Source organism: Sphingomonas sp. PL20, assembly GCF_017875905.1.
Classification (GTDB): Bacteria; Pseudomonadota; Alphaproteobacteria; order Sphingomonadales; family Sphingomonadaceae; genus Sphingomonas; species Sphingomonas echinoides.
This window is the reverse complement of record NZ_JAGINH010000002.1, coordinates 1,494,856-1,513,319: the sequence shown is the minus strand read 5'-3', so window position 1 is coordinate 1,513,319 and position 18,464 is coordinate 1,494,856. Positions and strand designations below refer to the sequence as shown.

Genomic DNA, 18,464 nt, shown 5'->3' with positions numbered 1-18,464 from the left:
CGCATTCTTGCAGACAGAAGGAAGCGTGACGCATTTGCTCAACCTGTCGGCCGGATCGCGGCGTATCTTCGATGCCCTGTGGCGGACCGGCCCCTCGTCGCGCGCGGAGATCGCCGACGCGACTGGCCTGACCCGGCCGGCGGTTTCGCAACTGGTCCAGGAACTCGCCACGCTCGGCTTGCTCAGCGAACAGCCCGCACGCAAAGGACAACGCGGCCAGCCCGCGCGGCCGATCGTGGTCGACGGATCGGCCGGCTATGCCATCGGCGTCAATTTTTCGCACAGCTATATCGAGGTCGGCTTGGTCGATCTCAGCGGGATTCTGGTCGGCAGCATCCGCGGGGCGCTGCGCGAACCGACGCCGGAGGCAATCGCGGAGGCGGTTTCTCACCATATCGACACACTGCTCGCAGACAGTGCAGTGCCGCGCGATCGCCTGCTCGGCATCGGCCTGTCGCTGCCGGCAGATTTCTATTCGGACGGCACCTTGATGCCACATCAATATTTCCCCGGCCTGCGTCAGCCGAACCTCGCGGCCTTCTTCACCGAGCGGCTCGGGGCCAGCGTGCTGCTTGAAAATGACGGCCGCGCTTGCGCCATCGGCGAGCGCGTGGTGGGAATCGGCCGACGCTTCCGGACCTTCATGCTGGTCCATATCGGGCATGGCGTCGGCGGCGGCTTGATCATCGACGGCAAGCCCTATCGCGGGGTGCAGGGCAATGCCGGGTTGATGGGGCAATTCTATCCCTACGGCGCGCCTCGCCCCTCGGGACAGGACTTGATCGAGACCTTGATCGCACAGGGCCACCCAACGCGCGACTTCGACGCGCTGGAAAACCTGCCGCGCGCGGCGAAGCCCGCCGTTGCCGAATGGATCGCCCGCGCTGCCGCCCAGCTCTCGCCCGATCTCGCGCGCGTCGGTCGCTTCTTCGGTCCTGAAGCGATCATCCTCGCCGGGCGCTTGCCACCCGAGATCATCGAGCGGCTGGCAAGCGCGATCGACTTGCGCAGCGTGCTCAGCCCCCTCGATGATTTGCCGGTCCCGCCGGTGCTCGCCTCCCCGCTCGGCTCGTCCGCCGGGATGATCGGCGCGGCGTCGCTGCCGATCTTTCGGGCATTGCTTCCGCACGCCTGACGCTCAATATTTGAGCTTGATCCCGCCTAGATAGCTACGCCCCGGATTGGTCGCATAATAAAGCGAGCGATCCACCCCGGTGGTCGCGCGCCACCAGGCATTGTTGAGATTGCGCGCTTCGCCGAACAGGCTGACGTTGCGCCCTTGGCGGACATTGGCCTGCAAGTCGAGCCGGGCATAATCCTCGATCCAGATATCGCCTGCTGCGGTGGGGCCGAAGGTGCCGGTGAAGGTGCGCCCGCGCAACCGATAGGCCAGCGTCACTTCGACGCGCCCGAACGTGTAGTTCAAGTTAAGATTGGCGAGCCATTTCGGCTGGTTGCGCAAGCCGCCCACCGTGCGGCGCGAACCGTCGCTGAACACCACGTTCCACGATCCGTCGAGATAGGCGTAATTGGCGCTGACGCCAAAGCCATTCAGCGGCGTCGGCAGGAAGCGAAAGCGGTCGATCACCGCGCTCGCCTCAGCCCCGTTGACCTTCGCGCTGCCGCCGTTGAGCGGGATGGTGTCAGTCTCGATCACCACGCCCGCGTCGTTGAGCTTCTGAGTCAGTTGCGTGAAGGTCTCGTGCGCCAGATCCTTGTGGAACAGGCCTAGCGAGACATAGCCGTACGGGTGGTACCATTCGATGCTGGTATCGTAATTATCGGCGACGCGCGGCGCGAGATAGGGATTGGTGCCGCTCTTCACCGGATAGCCGTTGGTATCGTAGGTGATCGTGCTGCCCATCGCGAAATCCGAGAAATCGGGCCGCGCCAGCGTACGGGTATAGGCTAGCCGCACGCGCAACCCCTTGGCGATGTCGTAGGAACCCTGCGCGTTGGGTAGGAAATTGGTATAGTGATTGGCGAACGTCACGGACTGCGCCTTGCCCGATACCAGACGCCCGGTGACATCGGTAAAATCGGTCACCTCAACTCGCCCGCCGACAAGCACATGGAGCCGGCCAGCGTTGAACGTGAGGGCGGCATGGCCGGCATAAACATCTTCGATCAAGTGATAATCGGAAGTGGGCGTGGCATCGGTGGTGATTGTCGCATGCGCCTGCATCCACGCCCAATAGGCCGCCGAGTCGATATAGACGGGGCTGGCACCGTCGAGCGTCTGGATCCCCGCCCAGGCGAGCGGCACTTGCGAGAGCGCGAAGCTGGTGCCCTTGGCGAGCGTATAGCTGGTAACGGTCTGGTCATAGTTGCGATCGAGCCGACGGAAGCCGCCGCCGATTTGATATCCGAAACCGCGCGCATCGGGCTGGGTGTTGAAATCGTACTGGACCCGGCCGCTATAGACCTTGTCGCGGATCGGCATACCCTGGACGAAGGCCGTCTTGCCGGTCTGGTGTAGCCAGTTCGCCGCAACGCCGAGCTTGGAATCGGCGGCAAGCGTCACCGACGGATAATCCTCGCCGATGTCATAGCTGCCCGTGACATAGGAATATTGGAATTGCGAGCCGCGGCTCAGCACCTCGTCATGATGATAGTTGGTGAATGCCCCCCGCACGGTCAGCGCGCCGCGCGCGCCAACGCGGTAATCGAGCCCGCCCGACAGCATAAGCGTCTTGCGATCGAGCCGATAGCTCTCGGGATAGGTGAGCGCGGTGCCCTTAGTGAAATTGCCGGTGCCATCGGCCGTAGTGCCGCTCGTCGTCGCGGCTGTGAAATAGGTGCCGCCGCGATAGTAATTCTCGGTGTCGTTCTCGCGGAACCAGTTGGCGGAAAGAAACGCGTAAAGCGTGTCCGTGGCATGCGCTTCCAGCTTGCCATAGACGCTCCGGCGCGTGATTTCCTTGTCGTAATTACCGAGCAGCAGCGTGCCGTTGGGCACATCGACGCCTGCCACCTGCGAATAGGCGGTAACCTGATCGTACTGGTCGTAGAAGCGGTCGCGCTGCACATCGGCACCGAGCACGATGCCGAAGCGATGATCGGAACCGAACGTATCCTTGCCGACCGCACTGAACCGGTAGGAGGGGCCGCCAGCACCGGTCGGCACGCTTTCCTGTTCATAGCCGCCGATCGATCCCTTGACCTTGCCCCACGCACCATCGCCGCCGTCGAACGCGCGCAGCGTGCGCAGTTCGATATGCCCGCCGATCGAATTGGCGTCCTGGTCGGGCAGCACCGTCTTGTAGACGTTGAGCTGATTGATGATCGACGATGGGAAGACGTCGAGCTGGGTACCGCGATTATTGCGGCTGGAGTTCCACACCGGATTTCCATCGACGTCCATGCTGTTGTAGCGCGCATCGAACCCACGCACCGTCACGGTGCGCGGCTGTGAGCTGTTATAGCCCTGGTCCGAACTGACTCCGACGATCCGGTCGAGCGCTTCGGCGATCGAGGAATCGGGCAGCTTGTCGGCTTCGCTGCCGGTAAGTGTGTCAACGATGCCGCGCTTGGCCCGCTTCACTTGCCCCGCAGTCGTATCGACGCTGCGCAGCCCGGTCACAATGATTTCCTCGCCCCCCTCCGCTTGCTGCGCCCACGCTGCGATTGGCGTGAGCAATGTCGCCGCCAGTGCCGTCGTCCGTATCAAGCGCGCCCGTGTCCCGTAGCTTTGCACGATCATTCCCCACCGATTCCCTTGGTCCAGCTCTCCCTAGCGCGCGTTTGTGACATAATTTCTACGGTGGAATTTAATAGGCGCATTGCTGCTTTATCGGGAGACCGCTAGGCGAGCCGTCCGGCGATCACGGGGGGAAGCATGGGAAGTTCGGACCTTTCCGCGAGCGAGCGCGTCATCCTTCAGGCGATTTGGCGCAATGCGCCGATCACGCGCAGCGATCTCGCCGAGCGCACCGGCTTCGGCGTCGGATCGATCACCCGGCTGGTGCGCGAGCTCGAGGAACGCGAGCTTGTCATGGACGTGGTCGAGCGCACCGGCGCGCGCGGCCAGCCGAGCCGCCCGGTTTCGCTGCGGCCCGATGGCGCGTTCGCTTGCGGCGTCTATTTCTCGCACAGCTATGTCGATGTCGGTCTGATCGATCTTGCGGGCGAATTGCGGTCGAGCGAGCGGATCCGAATTGCCCGTCCCGAACCCGAGACAATCGCCGAGGCGGCGCGCGCTGGCATGCTGCGCCAGGTCGCCGCGTTGGAGGTCCCGCTCGATCGGATCGTCGGTGTCGGCTTCGCGCTGCCCGGCGATTTCGGCGACACCACCGCGGCCTTGCGCGCGCACGCCTATTTTCCGGAATTGCTCAATCGCGATCTCGCGGCCGAATTCGGCGCGCGCATGCCAGTCCCGGTGTTCGTCGAGAACGATGCGGCGAGTGCCGCCCTGGGCGAGCGTGTCAACGGCATCGGCCGCCGGCTCGACTCATTCGTTCTGGTGCATATCGGGCACGGCGTCGGCGGTGGGCTGGTGCTTGGACGGCGGTTGTTTCGCGGTAGCCATGGCAATGCCGGCGTAATCGGCGTGCTCTATCCCCCCGATCGCGAACGCCCATCGGGGCAGGATCTGTTCGAAACGCTCGAACGCAGCGGTGTCGCGGTCGGCGATTTCGACACGCTTGAACAGCTCGATCCCGCGACTTGCCCGCCGCTGCGACAGTGGCTCGACCGGGCCGGCGCGCAACTCGCCAGCGGCATCCATACTGCGGCCCGCTTGCTCGATCCGGACGCGATTATCTTGGGCGGGCGCTTGCCGCCGCATTTGCTGGCCGCGTTGCTCGCGGCGATCGACCTCGACGCGGCGTTTCACGATCGTGCCGTGCTGCCGGTGCCGCAGGTCGCGCTGTCGAGCCTGGGGCCCTATGCCGGGGTGATCGGTGCCGCGTCGATCTGCATGTTCGCCACTTTCTTCGATGAACGTCCGTCCCGCGCAGTGTCTCCATAACGTCGCGCGACGCGCAAACTGACGATCGCTGCCGTCGCGCTTACAAAGACAAGGGTGCAAATGGTCGCCAGAGCCGTCCCGCTAAGCCCCCCGTCCGCCGCGAGGATCATCCCCAGCAGCGTCCCGCCGAGTCCCAGCGCGACCTTCGACAGACAGGTGAACAGCCCGAACAGGCTTCCCTGCAATCGCCGCGCGTGCGCGAACTCGAGCCGCTCGACCAATTCCGCCACCAAAATCCAGGACAGCAGGCTGGCACCGCCGATGCCGGCACCCAGCAACAACAAGGCCAGTTCGAAGGGTAGAAGGCGTGTGAGCGCGATAGCGAACAGAACCGCCCCGATCGCGCCAAATGCGTAAGCCGCCACGCTCCCAGCGCGCGCGCCGCACCGCGCCGCCAGATAGGTCCACAACGGCGCGGCGAGCAACTTGCCTGCCGCCAGCACCAGCATGGCGCGCCCGGTCCAGCGCGGATCATCGAACTGGTAGCGCGCGATATAGGGCAATGTTTTCTGGAACAAGCTGGCACCGACGATGCCCAGCATCGTCGCGCCGAAGACCAGCAGGACCAGGGGATCGCGCAGAATGGCGGTGGTTGCCCTGGGCGCATCCAAAGCCTCCGGCGCGCCCGCCCCGCGCAGCGGCGGGGTCGCCAGCAGCAGCACGCCACTGATACCCGCGACCACAACGACAAAGCGACGATAAGCCTGGACCGCATCCGTCGCATGCGCCGATGTCCGCAGCATTACGGTCGCTAGGTAGGCGACGCCGAACGATGCCGCGGCACCGCACAGCAACCGGATCGTCGACAGGCGCCGCCGTCGCACGGGGTCGCGGCCCAACTCGCGCAGCAGCCCGTTATGCGGCACGTCGATCATCGAATAGAGCGGCCGGAACAGGAAGGCCGCGCCCAACGCCGCCGCCCCGCCTGTCCCGGCGACGGGGACGAGCCCGGCGACGAACGCAAGGCTCATCGGCAGCACGCAAAGCCGCAGGACGCGGGTGACTGCTTTGGGCGACAGCCATCGATCAATTAGCACCCCAACGATCATGTCGCTCGCCGCGCTCCACAACAGCAGCACGAAGAAGATCAGCCCCGCCAGTTCGGCCGGCAGGCGCAGCAGATCGGTCAGGCTGAACAACGCATAGATTTCGATGACCGCCCACAAGGCAGCCTTGCCGAAATGCGAGATGCCGAAACGGAGTTCCACAACTGTCCCTTCGCCAGAGGCGTGCAGCCCTAAGGACAGTCGATGACCGTTTGGCTATCGGTCAGGAAGCTGCTCATGATAGGGAGGTTGCCCAAAACCTGTCGTTTGCGTGCGGAACAGTGGGCTGCTGCCGGTTTCGTGGACATCAAGATAAGGTGTTTTCGGAACCGGAGGGTATAAATGCAACGACGGAAGTTCAGCCGAGAGTTCAAGCTCGAGGCGTTGAAGTTGGTCCGAGATCGGGGCGTGGCGGTAGCGCAGGCCGCGCGCGATCTGGAACTGCACGAGAACGTGATGCGCAAATGGGTCCGCGAAGCGGAAGCTGATCCCCCAGTCGGCGTTTCCGGGCAACGGTCAGATGAAGCCCGAGCAGTAGGAGATTGAGCGGCTACGCCGCGACTTGGCTCGGATGAAGGCCGAACGCGACATCCGAAAAAAGCCGCAGCCTACTTTGCCAGGGACTCGATATGAAGTTCGGGTTCATCGCAAAGCATCGAGGGATCTGGCCGGTGTCGTAGCTTTGCGGGGCGCTCGATGTCTCGCGCAGTGGTGTCCACGCCTGGCTCGTGCGTGCGCCAAGCGCCCGGTCGCTGAGCGACGAAGCGTATGCAGGGAAGATCCGCGCCAGCTTCATCTCCAGCTACCGAACCTATGGCTCGCGTCGCGTCTGGCACGATCTCTTGGCCGAAGGCCTTTCATGCGGCCTGCATCGTGCCGAACGGCTGATGCGGATGCACGGCCTGATGGCGCGGCCTAGGTGCCGCGGTCTGCCCAAGGATCATGGCGAACGCTCGGTCATCGCGGGCAACGTGCTCGATCGGCAGTTCAGCGCCGACGCGCCGAACCAGAAGTGTGTGGCCGACTTCACCTACATCTGGACCGCCGAAGGATGGCTGTACGCGGCTGCGGTGATCGATCTGTTCTCGCGGCGGGTGGTCGGCTGGTCGATGAACGACACGATGACGGCGCAGCTCGTCACCGATGCGCTGGTCATGGCGATCTGGCGGCGCGGCAAGCCCGATGCGCTGCTGCATCACTCCGACCAGGGCAGCCAATATACCAGCGAGCAGTTCCAGCGACTGATGGCCGACAATGGCGTCACCTGCTCGATGAGCCAGTCCGGCAACGTCTGGGACAACGCGGCGATGGAGAGCTTCTCCTCCTCGCTGAAGACCGAACGGATCGCGCGCAAAACCTACCGCACGCCCAATCGGGCAAGGCAGGACGTGTTCGATTACATCGAACGCTTCTACAATCCTACGCGCAGGCACTCGACCTTGGGCTATCTCAGCCCCATGGACTTCGAGAAGCAGGCTCATGTAGCCTAACTTGGTGTCCATGTGACCGACAGCAGCTCAAAGGTCACAAAGGGCTGGGCCGGGCAAGCCCCCCCTTCGGCATCCGTTTGATGCGATAGGAATAGCTGATTTGACGTTCATCCGACGCCAAGTTTCCATTACTGAAATTCCACCACAATTGGATGATCCGTCATGGTGAGGTCGATCCGCCGTGCAACAGGCGTCTCCCGCACGGCCCTCGTGCCGACCGTCGGGTCATAGAGTCGGGCAGCGCGGTCACTTCCGAGTCTGATGGTAATATGATCCTCGCCTTGACCGCGTTCGTCCCAGACGACAAGCAGCAGACGACCATCATGTCCCCGCAACAGCAGGTCGTGGACCGTTGCGGGACGATTCGCGATGTCATAGTCGAGGCCGACAGCTCCTGCCGCGGGCCCGGGTCTTCCCAGGATCTCCGTCAGGTTGTGCAGATAGATCGCCGCTTTGCGCGGTTTGAAGTCTGGCCGAAAGAAGCCGAAGGTCTGGTTACCGCCCTCGTCCGTCCGGTCGCGCAGGATGTAGACCGAGGTATGCGAAAACCCCCGCGCAAATTGAGAGAGATAGACGTTCAGCAGAATGGCACCCTGCTTCGCTTCATCCACAGCGCCCTGCAACGTGACGCCCGTCTCGGTTGTGACGCGCGGCAGGCGCACAAGCTCTGGCTGAGCATAGCCTGCGAAATGCCTGTTCCAGGTTTTGCCGTAGTTGCCGTAAAGCCCGTCGGCTTCGGCCGCCGGCGATGGATCGGCGCTGTTCCACGCAAGGTTGTCTGGAAGTGGTATCCGTGACGTGCGCTTTGGATAATTGTGGAGATTCGCAACATCCGCATAGCGGGTTCCTGCCGGGAAAGACGAGCTCGCGCCTGTCGGAATGGTCAGGAACTGCAGGCCGACGTCGTCTGTCTCGGCACCCGCCTCGGAAATCGACCAGACCGGATAGGCTGCAAGCAGCGGATCGACCTTGACCGCCGCGTAAAGCCTGCTCTGGAGCAGGGCCACGGGTCGCCACGATAAATCCCGGCCGCCGCCCTTTACGCCATCGACGATGACGGCCCAATTGTTGGGCTCGTTATTGCCTTCGAACGCCAGCAACGCCCCAGCGTTGGCCAGCACGCGCCCCGTCGATAGGAGCCTGGCGATGTCGGTGCCGCCGCTGACCAGGCCCCAACTCAGCTTGACCCCGGTGGCACGGTGCAATGCAAGAAAATCGCCGACGCCGCCGGGTCCCTTGTCGGTGAGGCCTTCAATACCTGCGCGGACCCAGCGGAAACCGCCATAGCACAGCATTTCGATCGTTCTAGGCAACGGCTGCCCTCTGTCGGCAAAGGTCGAGACGACGCCGATGCTGTCGAGGAAGTGCTCCACCGGCACGGGAGTCTGTGCACTGGCGGCGCAGGCAGTCGCGCAACAGGCAGCGATCGTCGCAAGAAGCAAACATGGCGCGCGGCGCTTCATTATGCGGTTTCCTTTGGGTTGGAGCGTCCAATTGAAACTACAACGTGCCACCGTAATGCCAACGCCGCCCGCATAGAACACCATGCCATCGCTCTGTTTCGCAAGCTCCACCAGAGCCCTCCTTCTGCTGCGATCGCCCCCGTCCGCACCTGTCCGCAGTCAGCGCCAATGGCACAGATTGTAGGTTGTGATTTAACGAGGATTTGGGTCTCGTCGTAGTGACGACGGAACGAAGCTGAGCCCCAAATCCTCAAGTCCCAGGAGGCCTGCCGAGCAGGTGGTAAAGGACATTCGCCGGCAGACCCGTCGGCACTTCTCGGCGGAAGACAAGATCAAGATCGTGCTGGAGGGCCTGCGCGGTGAGGACAGCATCGCCGAGCTGTGCCGGAAGGACGGCGTTGCCCAGAGCCTGTATTACACCCGGTCGAAGGAGTTTATGGAGGCCGACAAGCGCCGCCTGGCCGGCGACACTGCCCGCGCGGCGACCAGAGGCGAGGTGCAGGATCTGTGCCGCGAAGCCCGTGCCCTAAAGCAATGCGTGGCCGACCTGACGCTCGAGAACCGCCTGCTCAAAAAAGCATGATCGCGGATGGGGGCGACGACGCATGATGTATCTCCCATCTGAGAAGCTCGAGATCATCAGGATCGTCGAGCAGTCACATCTCATCAACATCCGGGCCAAGGACGTGACCGACACGCTCGACCTCGCCCTCAACGCATCAGGCTGCGACAGCGCCACGGGTGTTACACAAACACCGGCTGCTCAGCGATAACGGTCCCAGCTACATCGCGGGCGAACTGGCGGAATACATTGAGGCCCGCAGGATGAGCGATGTGCGCGGTGCCCCGATGCATCCCCAGACCCAGGGCAAGATCGAGCGCGGGCACCAGACCCTGAAAAACCGTATTCTGCTGGAAAACTACGTTCTGCCCGGCGACCTTGAGGCTCGGATCGAAGCATTCATTGAGCACTACAATCACCAGCGTTATCACGAGAGCCTGACCAACGTGACGCCCGCCGACGCCTACTTCGGCAGGGCACCAGCCATCATCAAGCAGCGCGAACGCATCAAACGACGGACCAATCGAGCATCTGCGCTTGCAACACCAAAAGCTCGTTGCATAATATTAAACTCCAGACGAGGTCCTCACTCCGCTAATTCACGCCGCGATCTGTGCCGAATGTTGTGACGACGGACAGCCGCATTACGACATCAGCGCCGAAGAATTGCGGTAGCTCAGCGCTCGAGTCCGCGGCTTGAAGGCGTCGGTGGGTGAAGTATGCGAGCGCCGCTTAGGTGGCGATTGTTGTTCTGGCTGAGCTAGAAATCGGCTACGAACCGAGTGCAAGCTGGTTGCGCGAGCCTGCGAGGAAAAACGCATAAACACAGAGGGTTCTTCGCGTACGTCAATCATGATAAGATTCAAACAAACCTACTACTCTCTAAATTTAAACAAATATTTAATTTAAAGATTGGCATATTATGACATATATTAACGATATATTGTTTGTCAATCACGCCGGAGATTTGGGCGGTGCCGAGTTATGCCTGCTAAATTACATTGAACGTACTAATTTTAACGGAAGAGTATTACTATTCAGCAGCGGTGCTTTTAGATATGAACTTGAAGATCAAGGTATTAAAGTCGATATTTTGCCGAGAGCGCGAGAGATTTTATCCATTCATCGCGGGAGTAGCTTTTCCCACTTGGTCAGGGCTGCCTTCAACCTAACAGGATTGATATTTTCGATCGTCAAACGGCTACGAACGACGAGAATAGTTTACGCAAATTCGCAAAAGGCTGCCGCGCTAACCGCCGTCGCGGCAGTTTTTACGCGAACCCCAATGGTGTGGCATCTGCATGATATTATGACCGCGCCAGACTTTAGCGGGATCAACAGGCGACTTGTGATCGCTGCCACAAACTTGACGGCTCGACTTGTGATCGCCAACTCAGAGGCCACAGCCGAAGCCTATCGGGAGGTCGGCGGCACCCGCCCAGTTGCGGTCGTCCCGAACGGTATAGACCCGTTGCCTTTTGACCAGATCGATCGATCTACTTCTCGCTCTCTCGTGCGAGACGAGTTCGGCATTCCCGATGTACCCATTCTCGGGTTTTTTGGTCGCATTTGCCGGTGGAAGGGGCAGGACGTTGCTATTCGAGCCCTCAAGGACGTTTCGGGAGCTCATATTGTATTTGTAGGGGCGGCGTTTTTTGGCGAAAACGATTACGCCGTCGAATTGATCCAGCTTGCTGCAGAGTTTGGGGTCACCGATCGTGTTCACTTTGCGGGGTTCCGCCGCGACGTCCCTTTGTTGATGCGGGGGATGGACGTGTTGCTACACTGCTCGACAGAACCCGAACCTTTTGGACGCGTCATCGTAGAGGGGATGATGGCACAGGTTCCAGTGATAGCTGCACGCGGAGGTGGTGCCACGGAGATATTGGAGGGAACGGGTGCGGGTATTCTCCTGCCCCCAGGGGACGTAAACGTGCTCGCTGCTACCCTGATCCAGCTGCTGGCAAGCGACGGCGAGTTAGCTGCAATGGGCCAAATCGGCGGCCTCCATGCACGACGGTATTATACGGCAGAAGCTGTTAATCGTCGCACGAATGAACTTCTCGCTCCCTTTTTGGCTGGGAGATACGAGCGCTGAGATTTCTCATGTGGATGCCTCGGGTCTTCAAGCCGGTTCGAATAAAAAATCAGCTGCAAGCCCTTCGGGAGGTTCCTTATTACCAATAACGTTATGTATGATACGAATACGGTCTCGATAGAAAATACCACTCTCGACCGGCATAGCCAGGAATAATCGGAAACGGTCAGAATACGGCTGCTACGGTTTCCAATAATCTCTCCAACCGTAGAATATAAAATTCTAGCATAGTTCTTTGAGTGCGTTAGAGCAATACGTGCATATCGTGCACCACAGTAACAGTATCGCCATAGATCACTGAACCTATATTAAAAACGCTCAATAATGTTCTACAGATAGCTCTAGTCAGCAACTCAATTTTCTCCCCAACCTTTCCCCTTAAGAAAATATTATAGTCAACCGATATCAATCTATATTTCCGATGATGTGCATTTTTTGCATCAATATTCGTCGTACGCCATGAAATACTCCCGGGAATTCTTCGATGCTTTTCTCAAAATCCCGAACAAGTTGATCGACGACGCGTTAGACTCCTGCCATATGCGCGGCAAGATATTTTTCGTTAATGCGCAGACCATCGGACTAAGAGTTTTGCCACTCGAGAAGAGATTCCTTAGCTGAAAGTGATGATCTGCAATTACCTCAGTCTTGAAAGGCGCAGCGCTTGCTTCCAGAATCGCGAGCGATGAGACTGCGCGCGCGCTTTTCGTATCTGGTCCTCCACCACCTTTTTCGGTGCAATAACGACAAAAAATAACCACACAATACGTGCAACGCTACCTATAACTCCATCTGGGTGGCTGTGCACTAGCCAACGCATACCGTCCAACAGTACGGACGCTCGACTATCCCCGGGGATTGGCCTCTCCGCGGTAAAGCGCAGCGCGAGAGCGCGATATTCCAGCTGATGAAAAATCGGTAGGAGCGGCCGACGGGTCACAATACCTTTCCGAGCTGCGCAATCTAAGAATTCGCCTTCCAACATCCGGTCGAAACGCAGCCATCGGACCGCCACCATGTGATCCCAGCTTTTCGGTGATGACGCCCAGGCATTCCGTCCATGAACGCGATAAGCCCCAAGCACCCTGCGCAGTGTCCGCACCGCTCCATAGAGCGGCGCGAGCTTATTGAGGTAGCTATCTGGAGAGCGAAATACTATTTCGGTGTTTAGCGGGAACAACTCTTCAAGATACCAGCGGGCAAAGAGATTCCCGCTGGACACGGTCCAAGGGTACCACGCCGACGCCAGTGCCTGTCGATGCACAGAATCAGACGACATCATCGGTGAAAAATATGGAAATATCATATCCTGATCGGTGCCGTCCTGATCAATAGTCGCAAGCTGGAACTGCAGCTTAACATCGGTCGACTTCATCTCCGCCACAGCAGTTGAAATACATTCAGGGCGCAAAAAATCGTCAGCGTCGAGAAAAAGCACCATATCTCCAGTTGAGTGCGAAAATCCCGCATTTACAGCAACAGAGTGGCCTCCATGATCAAGTAGTACGAGTTTAATTGCACCCGCAAATGATGCAATAATATCACGCGAATCATCGGTCGATCCATCGTCGACAACTATTACCTCAACTGATGCGTAATCCTGCGACAACGCGCTTTGGATAGCGCAAGAAACGAACTGGCCATAATTGTGATTTATTACAATTATTGATACAAGTCGGCCATGGGAATCATGATTAAGAGCAGAGGATAAGCCAGTCACAAATCTACGACCCGTGTAGGGTCGAGCCGACCAAGAATTAAATCGACAATCGCTATCCAATTACCGACAACACGGCCTTTGCGATCTACCCATGGCTCAGGCATAATCATTCTAGCATGATTCGCAACAATGTTGCCGAACATCAATCGTACTGCAAGCGCCGTAGACATTGTCCGTTTATTCCAAAGATAGATCGGATTTGAAATTTGCGAGTATCCTATCCGCCTTCCACTACTTCTTCCACTTTTTGATCCACGATGAACGCCACCAAACCCATCGGTTGCGCCAATAATACCATATCTTGCAGCACGATTAGCAAAGTCTACGTCTTCCTGCCACCCATAAAGCGGTAAATTCTCATCAAAGGTTTCTCGCGCCAGGCTGTGAAAGCGATAAGCCATATTACAGCCATACAAACCCTCCTGGCGAACCAGGCGGGGAGACTTTGCCCAACCCATTTTGTCGCGTTCCGCAATTATATTCATCGCTTCGCCCACGCCTATTCCGACTGTTTTTATACCGTCCGCCAAGATAACGCCAGTAATTCCTATGGCTAATGGATATAATTTGAAGACATTTACGATGCCCTCAATACAGTACGAAGAGGGAATATAATCATCATCAAAAAATGCGACTATATTTGTCTCGGGAGGCACTATCCTTAGGGCCGCATTGCGCTGCTTTGTCAGTCCAGGATCTGACTTGCAAACGATTGGGGAATTAGGACGGGAGCGCCATTCGCCGGATGGCAAATCATCATCCGAATGAACTGCCCAGATCATTGCGTTTGGCATCAGCGACTGGCGTGCCACATGTTCCAACCACAGCTTCAAATCTGCCGGGCGCCCCCTGCTCGCAATAATAACTACGATCCGCATCTTTGCCCGAGTCCCCTATCCGCGTATGGCATTGCACAAATTGTCGCACCGCAGCAAGAAACATAAACGATATCAATGTCGCGGTGTCGATGGGTACACGAAATGTACGAATCTCCGCACTCGATGCGACCGCCGCTTGCCAGAACAGGCCGCTATAGTGCAAATTATGTAAGCACGCGAAGGAGGTCCAAGGCTATGATTTTATTGTGTTTCTGGGCACTTTTCGCTATGGCAGTCGTCGCCCCAATGCGAGTGGCCCTATATCTATTTTTCGCGAGCTTGGCATTCGGATCGTTCAATACGATTCCGGGGACGATCACCTTGATTCCATATGCAATCTGCGCGCCGCTTCTGACATTGAAAATTCTCACTAATGGTGCCAATACAGAGGTACTGATCGACGCCCTGCTTAATTGGCGGAGGTTGGGACTATTGACCGCTTTTTTCGTCGTTGCGATGGTGGTGACGCTTACCGCTCCGGTCTTGTTTGCTGGCGTACCAACCATGGGTTTGAACACCGGGTTGGTGACCCCTTTGGGTTTCAGTTCGGGGAACGTCACACAGCCGCTCTATTTGCTTATATCTATTAGTATAACCATATCGATCTATATGCTTATGATCGACGCCACGGGCAGGGAAATGTTAGCAGAGGGCCTTTTGCTTGGTGGGGTTATATTCTGTATTTCCGGAGTGCTCGACATAATATTTACTGGCACTAATTTTCTCGCGCCATTGCGAACCGCGACTTATACCCTCATGGCTGACAACGAAATTGCCGGGATGCATCGTGTTATAGGGTTCAATAATGAAGCTTCCGCTTACGGGGGGACTACGCTGTGCTTGGCGGCAATCTTGTTGTTCGTGCGCCCGGCACGGGCAGTAGGGGGATGGCTTGCACATGCGGAGCTTCCGCTAGCGGGCGCGCTTGTTGTCTTCACGATCCTGTCGACCTCGTCCGGTGCGTATGTTGGCGTCTGTGTTCTATGCATACTGTGGGTGGGGAGTGTGGCATATCATGCGCTCTTCGCAAATAATGTAGCCGAAAAGCAGTCCAGCGTGAGCGATATTGCGCTTGTCGGCATAGTGTTTGCTCTGTGTATGATCGTCGTCTTGATACGTCCGCATATCCTTGATGCAGCGTACCAAGCGTTCGACACGATCGTTCTCCAGAAAAAAACCACATCTTCGTACCTTGAGCGTAGTAACTGGAATCGCGTAAGCCTCGAAGGAATGGCGCAAACGTTCGGGTACGGCGTGGGTGTGGGTTCTACCCGAGCCTCGAGTTGGCCGGTCGCATTGATCAGCGGCGCAGGAGTCCTTGGTGCCGCCCTTATGGCTGCTTTCATCGCGCGTTGCGTGTTGACGCCGACACCTCCGGGAAAGACCTCAGTTCGACGAATGGCAGCAGGCGCTCGCATCGCTTTGTTAGTTTGTGCGATACCTGCGGCGGGTGCCAGTACGTCGGTCGATTATGGTTTCGCCAGCGCAATCTTGTTTGCTATCATGGCGGCGATACCAATGGTCTTACGTCCCGAGCGGCGTCGGTAACTAGCGGCGTTGCCGACATCAGGCAGAGCTGCGCTACTCATGTGCGTCATGACGACGTCAAACCTATAGCGATCGACCGAAACCAGGAGTGGCCAGATGCCAGACCGCTTTAGCTGGCGATTACGCCGCTTCCTCCACGCCGTCTCCGACACTACGGCGGTTCGGTTTTTTCGGCTTTCCCGCACGCCTGCAAAGGACCTGCTATCGCTGCAAGATATCGTTTTAGACGATAGCGCAGTAGCTCTGCATATCCCATATTTCGCTTCGGTCGCTACGGGGATACCCGCGTTGGTTTTCCAAACGTGGAAAAGTCGAAGCGACATACCGGTCAATTATCGATACTGGCGCCAAACCTTCGTTGATCTGAACCCAGAAGCCGTGGTGGTTCTGTGGGACGATGATGATAATCGGCGCTTTATTGCGGAGCGCTATCCGTGGTTTTTAGCGGTTTATGATTCTTATCCACGCGAGATTTTTCGCGCCGACGCGGTGCGCTTTTTTTTCCTTTTTGAATTCGGCGGGTTGTATGCGGACATGGACAGCGAATGCCTGCGTCCGCTCCGGTTAAGCATGAGGACAAATGATATCCTTCTCGGATGGATGGGCACCAACAAAGCGTTCGAACATGCCTTGCCTAACGCGATCATGGCGTCGCGCCCCCGCCAGTTGTTCTGGCTGCTCGCCATTCTGAAAATGATAGAGGTCGCGCGCGAAAATCCCGATGCGGCCAAGCGCAACGCGCTCGGCCCGGAAGAGATGACAGGCCCGATTTTGCTAAAGCGCACGTACCATGAATTCGCATCGCTTTCAGAGGAAGCCGCTTGGCACCGGGTCGGGCCAGTCCTTGACCTGCTCGACCCGGCTCGGCGCAGCTCGGTGAACTACGGCCAAGTGACGACGCTGGGTCGTCGCATATGGTATCCGCTGGACTGGACAAACTTCATTCATAAAAAGCTGCGAAATCGGCTTAGAGGCGATCGCTTGTTCCTATCCCCTGCGCAAGCGAGGGAGCTTTTTCCCGAAGCCGAAATCGTCACATACTGGAGCCATTCGTGGTGATCGCCGCGTCGGTCGAGCACGGCGTGCTACAATGACCAACTCAGACAGGCCGATCGCCGGGCGCGTCAGCCGGAGCGCAATCTGGCTGATCGGATCCCGCCTCGGGGCGAAAGCGATCGATTTCGCCTCGCTGCTCGTGCTAGCGTGGATCCTTACGCCGCAAGACTTTGGCGTGGTGGCGGTCGCGATGACACTCGTCCAGATCATGGAAGCGATCTTCGAACTTCCGATCAGCCAGGTTTTGGTGCGGTCAGACGCCATCTCCAGGCCTCTGTTGAATACGGCTTTCACCTTGGGCGCGCTGCGCGGCCTTTTGCTTGGCGGCATTCTTGTTCTTCTGGCATGGCCCTTCTCGCACATCTATGGCGACGCACGTTTGCTCCCGCTGATCGCATTTCTTGCACTCGCTCCGTCATTTCGCGGTCTCGTTAGCCCGAAAATGGCCGAGTTTGCCCGCGCGATCGACTTCCGACGAGATCTGGTGATCGAGGTGAGCAGCAAGGTTGCCGGCTTCGCGATCGCCGCAACATGCGCACTGCTTACGCGTAGCTATTGGGCGATTGCGATGGGCACAGTTGCAACGCCAGCCATGATGGTCGTCATTTCTTACATCTTAGCGCCCTTCCGACCGCGCCTATCGCTCGCGCACTGGCCCACGTTCTCGAGCTTTGTTGGTTGGACGACAGCGGCTCAAGCTGTTACGGCCATCAACTGGCAAATCGACTGGCTCATTCTCGGTCGTGTTGTGTCGCGGGAGCAGCTAGGGACATTCTCGCTCGCGAGTAATCTGTCCGGCCTGCCCGAACAAGCGATCATCAAGCCGATTATTCGTCCGCTTCTGTCGGCATTTTCCCTGATCCGCAACGACCCGGCGCGGCTGCGCGAAGCCTATTTACGAACCGCTACCAGCATCTTCGCCGCCGGTCTGCCGCTCATGTTGGGGCTAAGCCTGTTGGCCGAGCCGGCGGTCCGGCTCGCGCTCGGCCCGAAATGGCAGAACGCATGGCCCTATCTCGAACTCCTTGCGCTAACCTTGATACCCCCTCTTTTCACGTCGCCGCTCGGCCCATTGGCAATGGCGTTGGGGCGGACCAACGTGTTTCTGCGTCAAAGCCTTTGCGAGCTGTGTATCAGAGTTCCGGCCGCCATATTGGGTGCTTTGTGGTTCGGCGTGTATGGCGTGATAGGCGGGCGCGCCGTGACGTCAGTGCTAATGAGCCTAGTATCGGCGTGGTTTGTGCGAGACCTGATCGGCATTCCAATCATTCGCCAGTTGCTGCGCCCGTGGCGTCCTGCGCTGGCCGGCGGCGCTTTGGTGCTGGTTCTCGCAGCCCTCCGCCCAGATCTGGCCATTCTGAACGGACCGGTTCTGGCATTGTCGCTGATCGGGTGCGGCTTTTGCGCAATAGCCGCCTACGCAGCGACCATGTTGCTGACATGGTTTCTATCGGGGAGTCCGTCTGGCTTTGAATCCGCCGCGATCGGGGCTATGTTAAGTGCTAGGAACTCGGTCTTTCTAAGAACACGAAAGCGCGATGTTTAGTAATTTTCGCGCGGAGCAGGTTATACTGTACCTCCTATACGAGTTTGTGTAAATATTGACGTCGTATTGTTGGCCATTTGCGTTATTG

At 58.5% G+C, this 18,464-nt stretch carries 11 protein-coding genes and 2 pseudogenes; 8 read left to right on the top strand and 5 right to left on the bottom strand.

The window, feature by feature from the left end; genetic code table 11:
- Positions 1-7: 7 nt before the first annotated feature.
- Entirely contained in the window at positions 8-1,135 is a 1,128-nt protein-coding gene (locus H4W01_RS07085) for an ROK family transcriptional regulator (protein WP_209610449.1), read from the top strand.
- A 3-nt stretch (positions 1,136-1,138) separates the two neighbouring features.
- Here H4W01_RS07085 and H4W01_RS07080 read toward each other — a convergent pair whose 3' ends face one another.
- The gene (locus H4W01_RS07080) at positions 1,139-3,670 is read right to left on the bottom strand and encodes a TonB-dependent receptor (RefSeq protein ID WP_209610448.1); all 2,532 of its coding nucleotides are present in this window, start codon (positions 3,668-3,670) and stop codon (positions 1,139-1,141) included.
- Between the two features lie 168 nt (positions 3,671-3,838).
- Here H4W01_RS07080 and H4W01_RS07075 point away from each other — a divergent pair, with 168 nt between their 5' ends.
- Positions 3,839-4,969 (top strand): ROK family transcriptional regulator, encoded by a 1,131-nt coding sequence (locus H4W01_RS07075; protein WP_209610447.1) that lies wholly within the window; start codon positions 3,839-3,841, stop codon positions 4,967-4,969.
- On the opposite strand, the gene H4W01_RS07070 is transcribed toward H4W01_RS07075, so the two are convergent.
- A complete protein-coding gene (locus H4W01_RS07070; protein WP_209610446.1) occupies positions 4,885-6,177 on the bottom strand; it encodes an MFS transporter in 1,293 nt (430 codons plus the stop codon). The two genes, H4W01_RS07075 and H4W01_RS07070, sit on opposite strands and share 85 nt — an antisense overlap.
- A 180-nt stretch (positions 6,178-6,357) precedes the next feature.
- Between H4W01_RS07070 and H4W01_RS07065 the strand changes: the two are divergent.
- A pseudogene (locus H4W01_RS07065) lies at positions 6,358-7,505 on the top strand (IS3 family transposase).
- A 128-nt stretch (positions 7,506-7,633) separates the two neighbouring features.
- Here H4W01_RS07065 and H4W01_RS07060 read toward each other — a convergent pair.
- Positions 7,634-9,079: a hypothetical protein gene (locus H4W01_RS07060; RefSeq protein WP_209610445.1), complete on the bottom strand. Its 1,446-nt coding sequence runs from the start codon at positions 9,077-9,079 to the stop codon at positions 7,634-7,636.
- A 124-nt stretch (positions 9,080-9,203) separates the two neighbouring features.
- On the opposite strand from H4W01_RS07060, the pseudogene H4W01_RS07055 reads away from it, so the two are divergent.
- Together H4W01_RS07055 and H4W01_RS07050 are read left to right on the top strand one after the other, a co-directional pair.
- Positions 9,204-10,094, top strand: a pseudogene (locus H4W01_RS07055) (integrase core domain-containing protein).
- A 358-nt stretch (positions 10,095-10,452) separates the two neighbouring features.
- The gene (locus H4W01_RS07050) at positions 10,453-11,628 is read left to right on the top strand and encodes a glycosyltransferase family 4 protein (RefSeq protein WP_209610444.1); all 1,176 of its coding nucleotides are present in this window, start codon (positions 10,453-10,455) and stop codon (positions 11,626-11,628) included.
- Positions 11,629-12,265: 637 nt separating this feature from the next.
- Here the strand turns inward: H4W01_RS07050 and H4W01_RS07045 are convergent.
- Together H4W01_RS07045 and H4W01_RS07040 are read right to left on the bottom strand one after the other, a co-directional pair.
- Entirely contained in the window at positions 12,266-13,348 is a 1,083-nt protein-coding gene (locus tag H4W01_RS07045) for a glycosyltransferase family 2 protein (RefSeq protein WP_209610443.1), read from the bottom strand.
- A complete protein-coding gene (locus tag H4W01_RS07040) occupies positions 13,345-14,181 on the bottom strand; it encodes a glycosyltransferase family 2 protein (RefSeq protein ID WP_209610442.1) in 837 nt (278 codons plus the stop codon). The genes H4W01_RS07045 and H4W01_RS07040 overlap by 4 nt, the downstream gene beginning before the upstream one ends.
- 273 nt (positions 14,182-14,454) lie before the next feature.
- Here H4W01_RS07040 and H4W01_RS07035 point away from each other — a divergent pair, with 273 nt between their 5' ends.
- The 3 genes from H4W01_RS07035 to H4W01_RS07025 all read left to right on the top strand — a co-directional run bounded on the left by H4W01_RS07035 (position 14,455) and on the right by H4W01_RS07025 (position 18,376).
- A complete protein-coding gene (locus tag H4W01_RS07035; protein ID WP_209610441.1) occupies positions 14,455-15,774 on the top strand; it encodes a hypothetical protein in 1,320 nt (439 codons plus the stop codon).
- 96 nt (positions 15,775-15,870) lie between these two features.
- Positions 15,871-16,833 (top strand): glycosyltransferase, encoded by a 963-nt coding sequence (locus tag H4W01_RS07030; RefSeq protein ID WP_209610440.1) that lies wholly within the window; start codon positions 15,871-15,873, stop codon positions 16,831-16,833.
- A gap of 31 nt (positions 16,834-16,864) precedes the next feature.
- Positions 16,865-18,376, top strand: coding sequence for a lipopolysaccharide biosynthesis protein (locus H4W01_RS07025; RefSeq protein WP_209610439.1), 1,512 nt, complete (start codon positions 16,865-16,867; stop codon positions 18,374-18,376).
- The last annotated feature ends 88 nt before the right edge of the window (positions 18,377-18,464 follow it).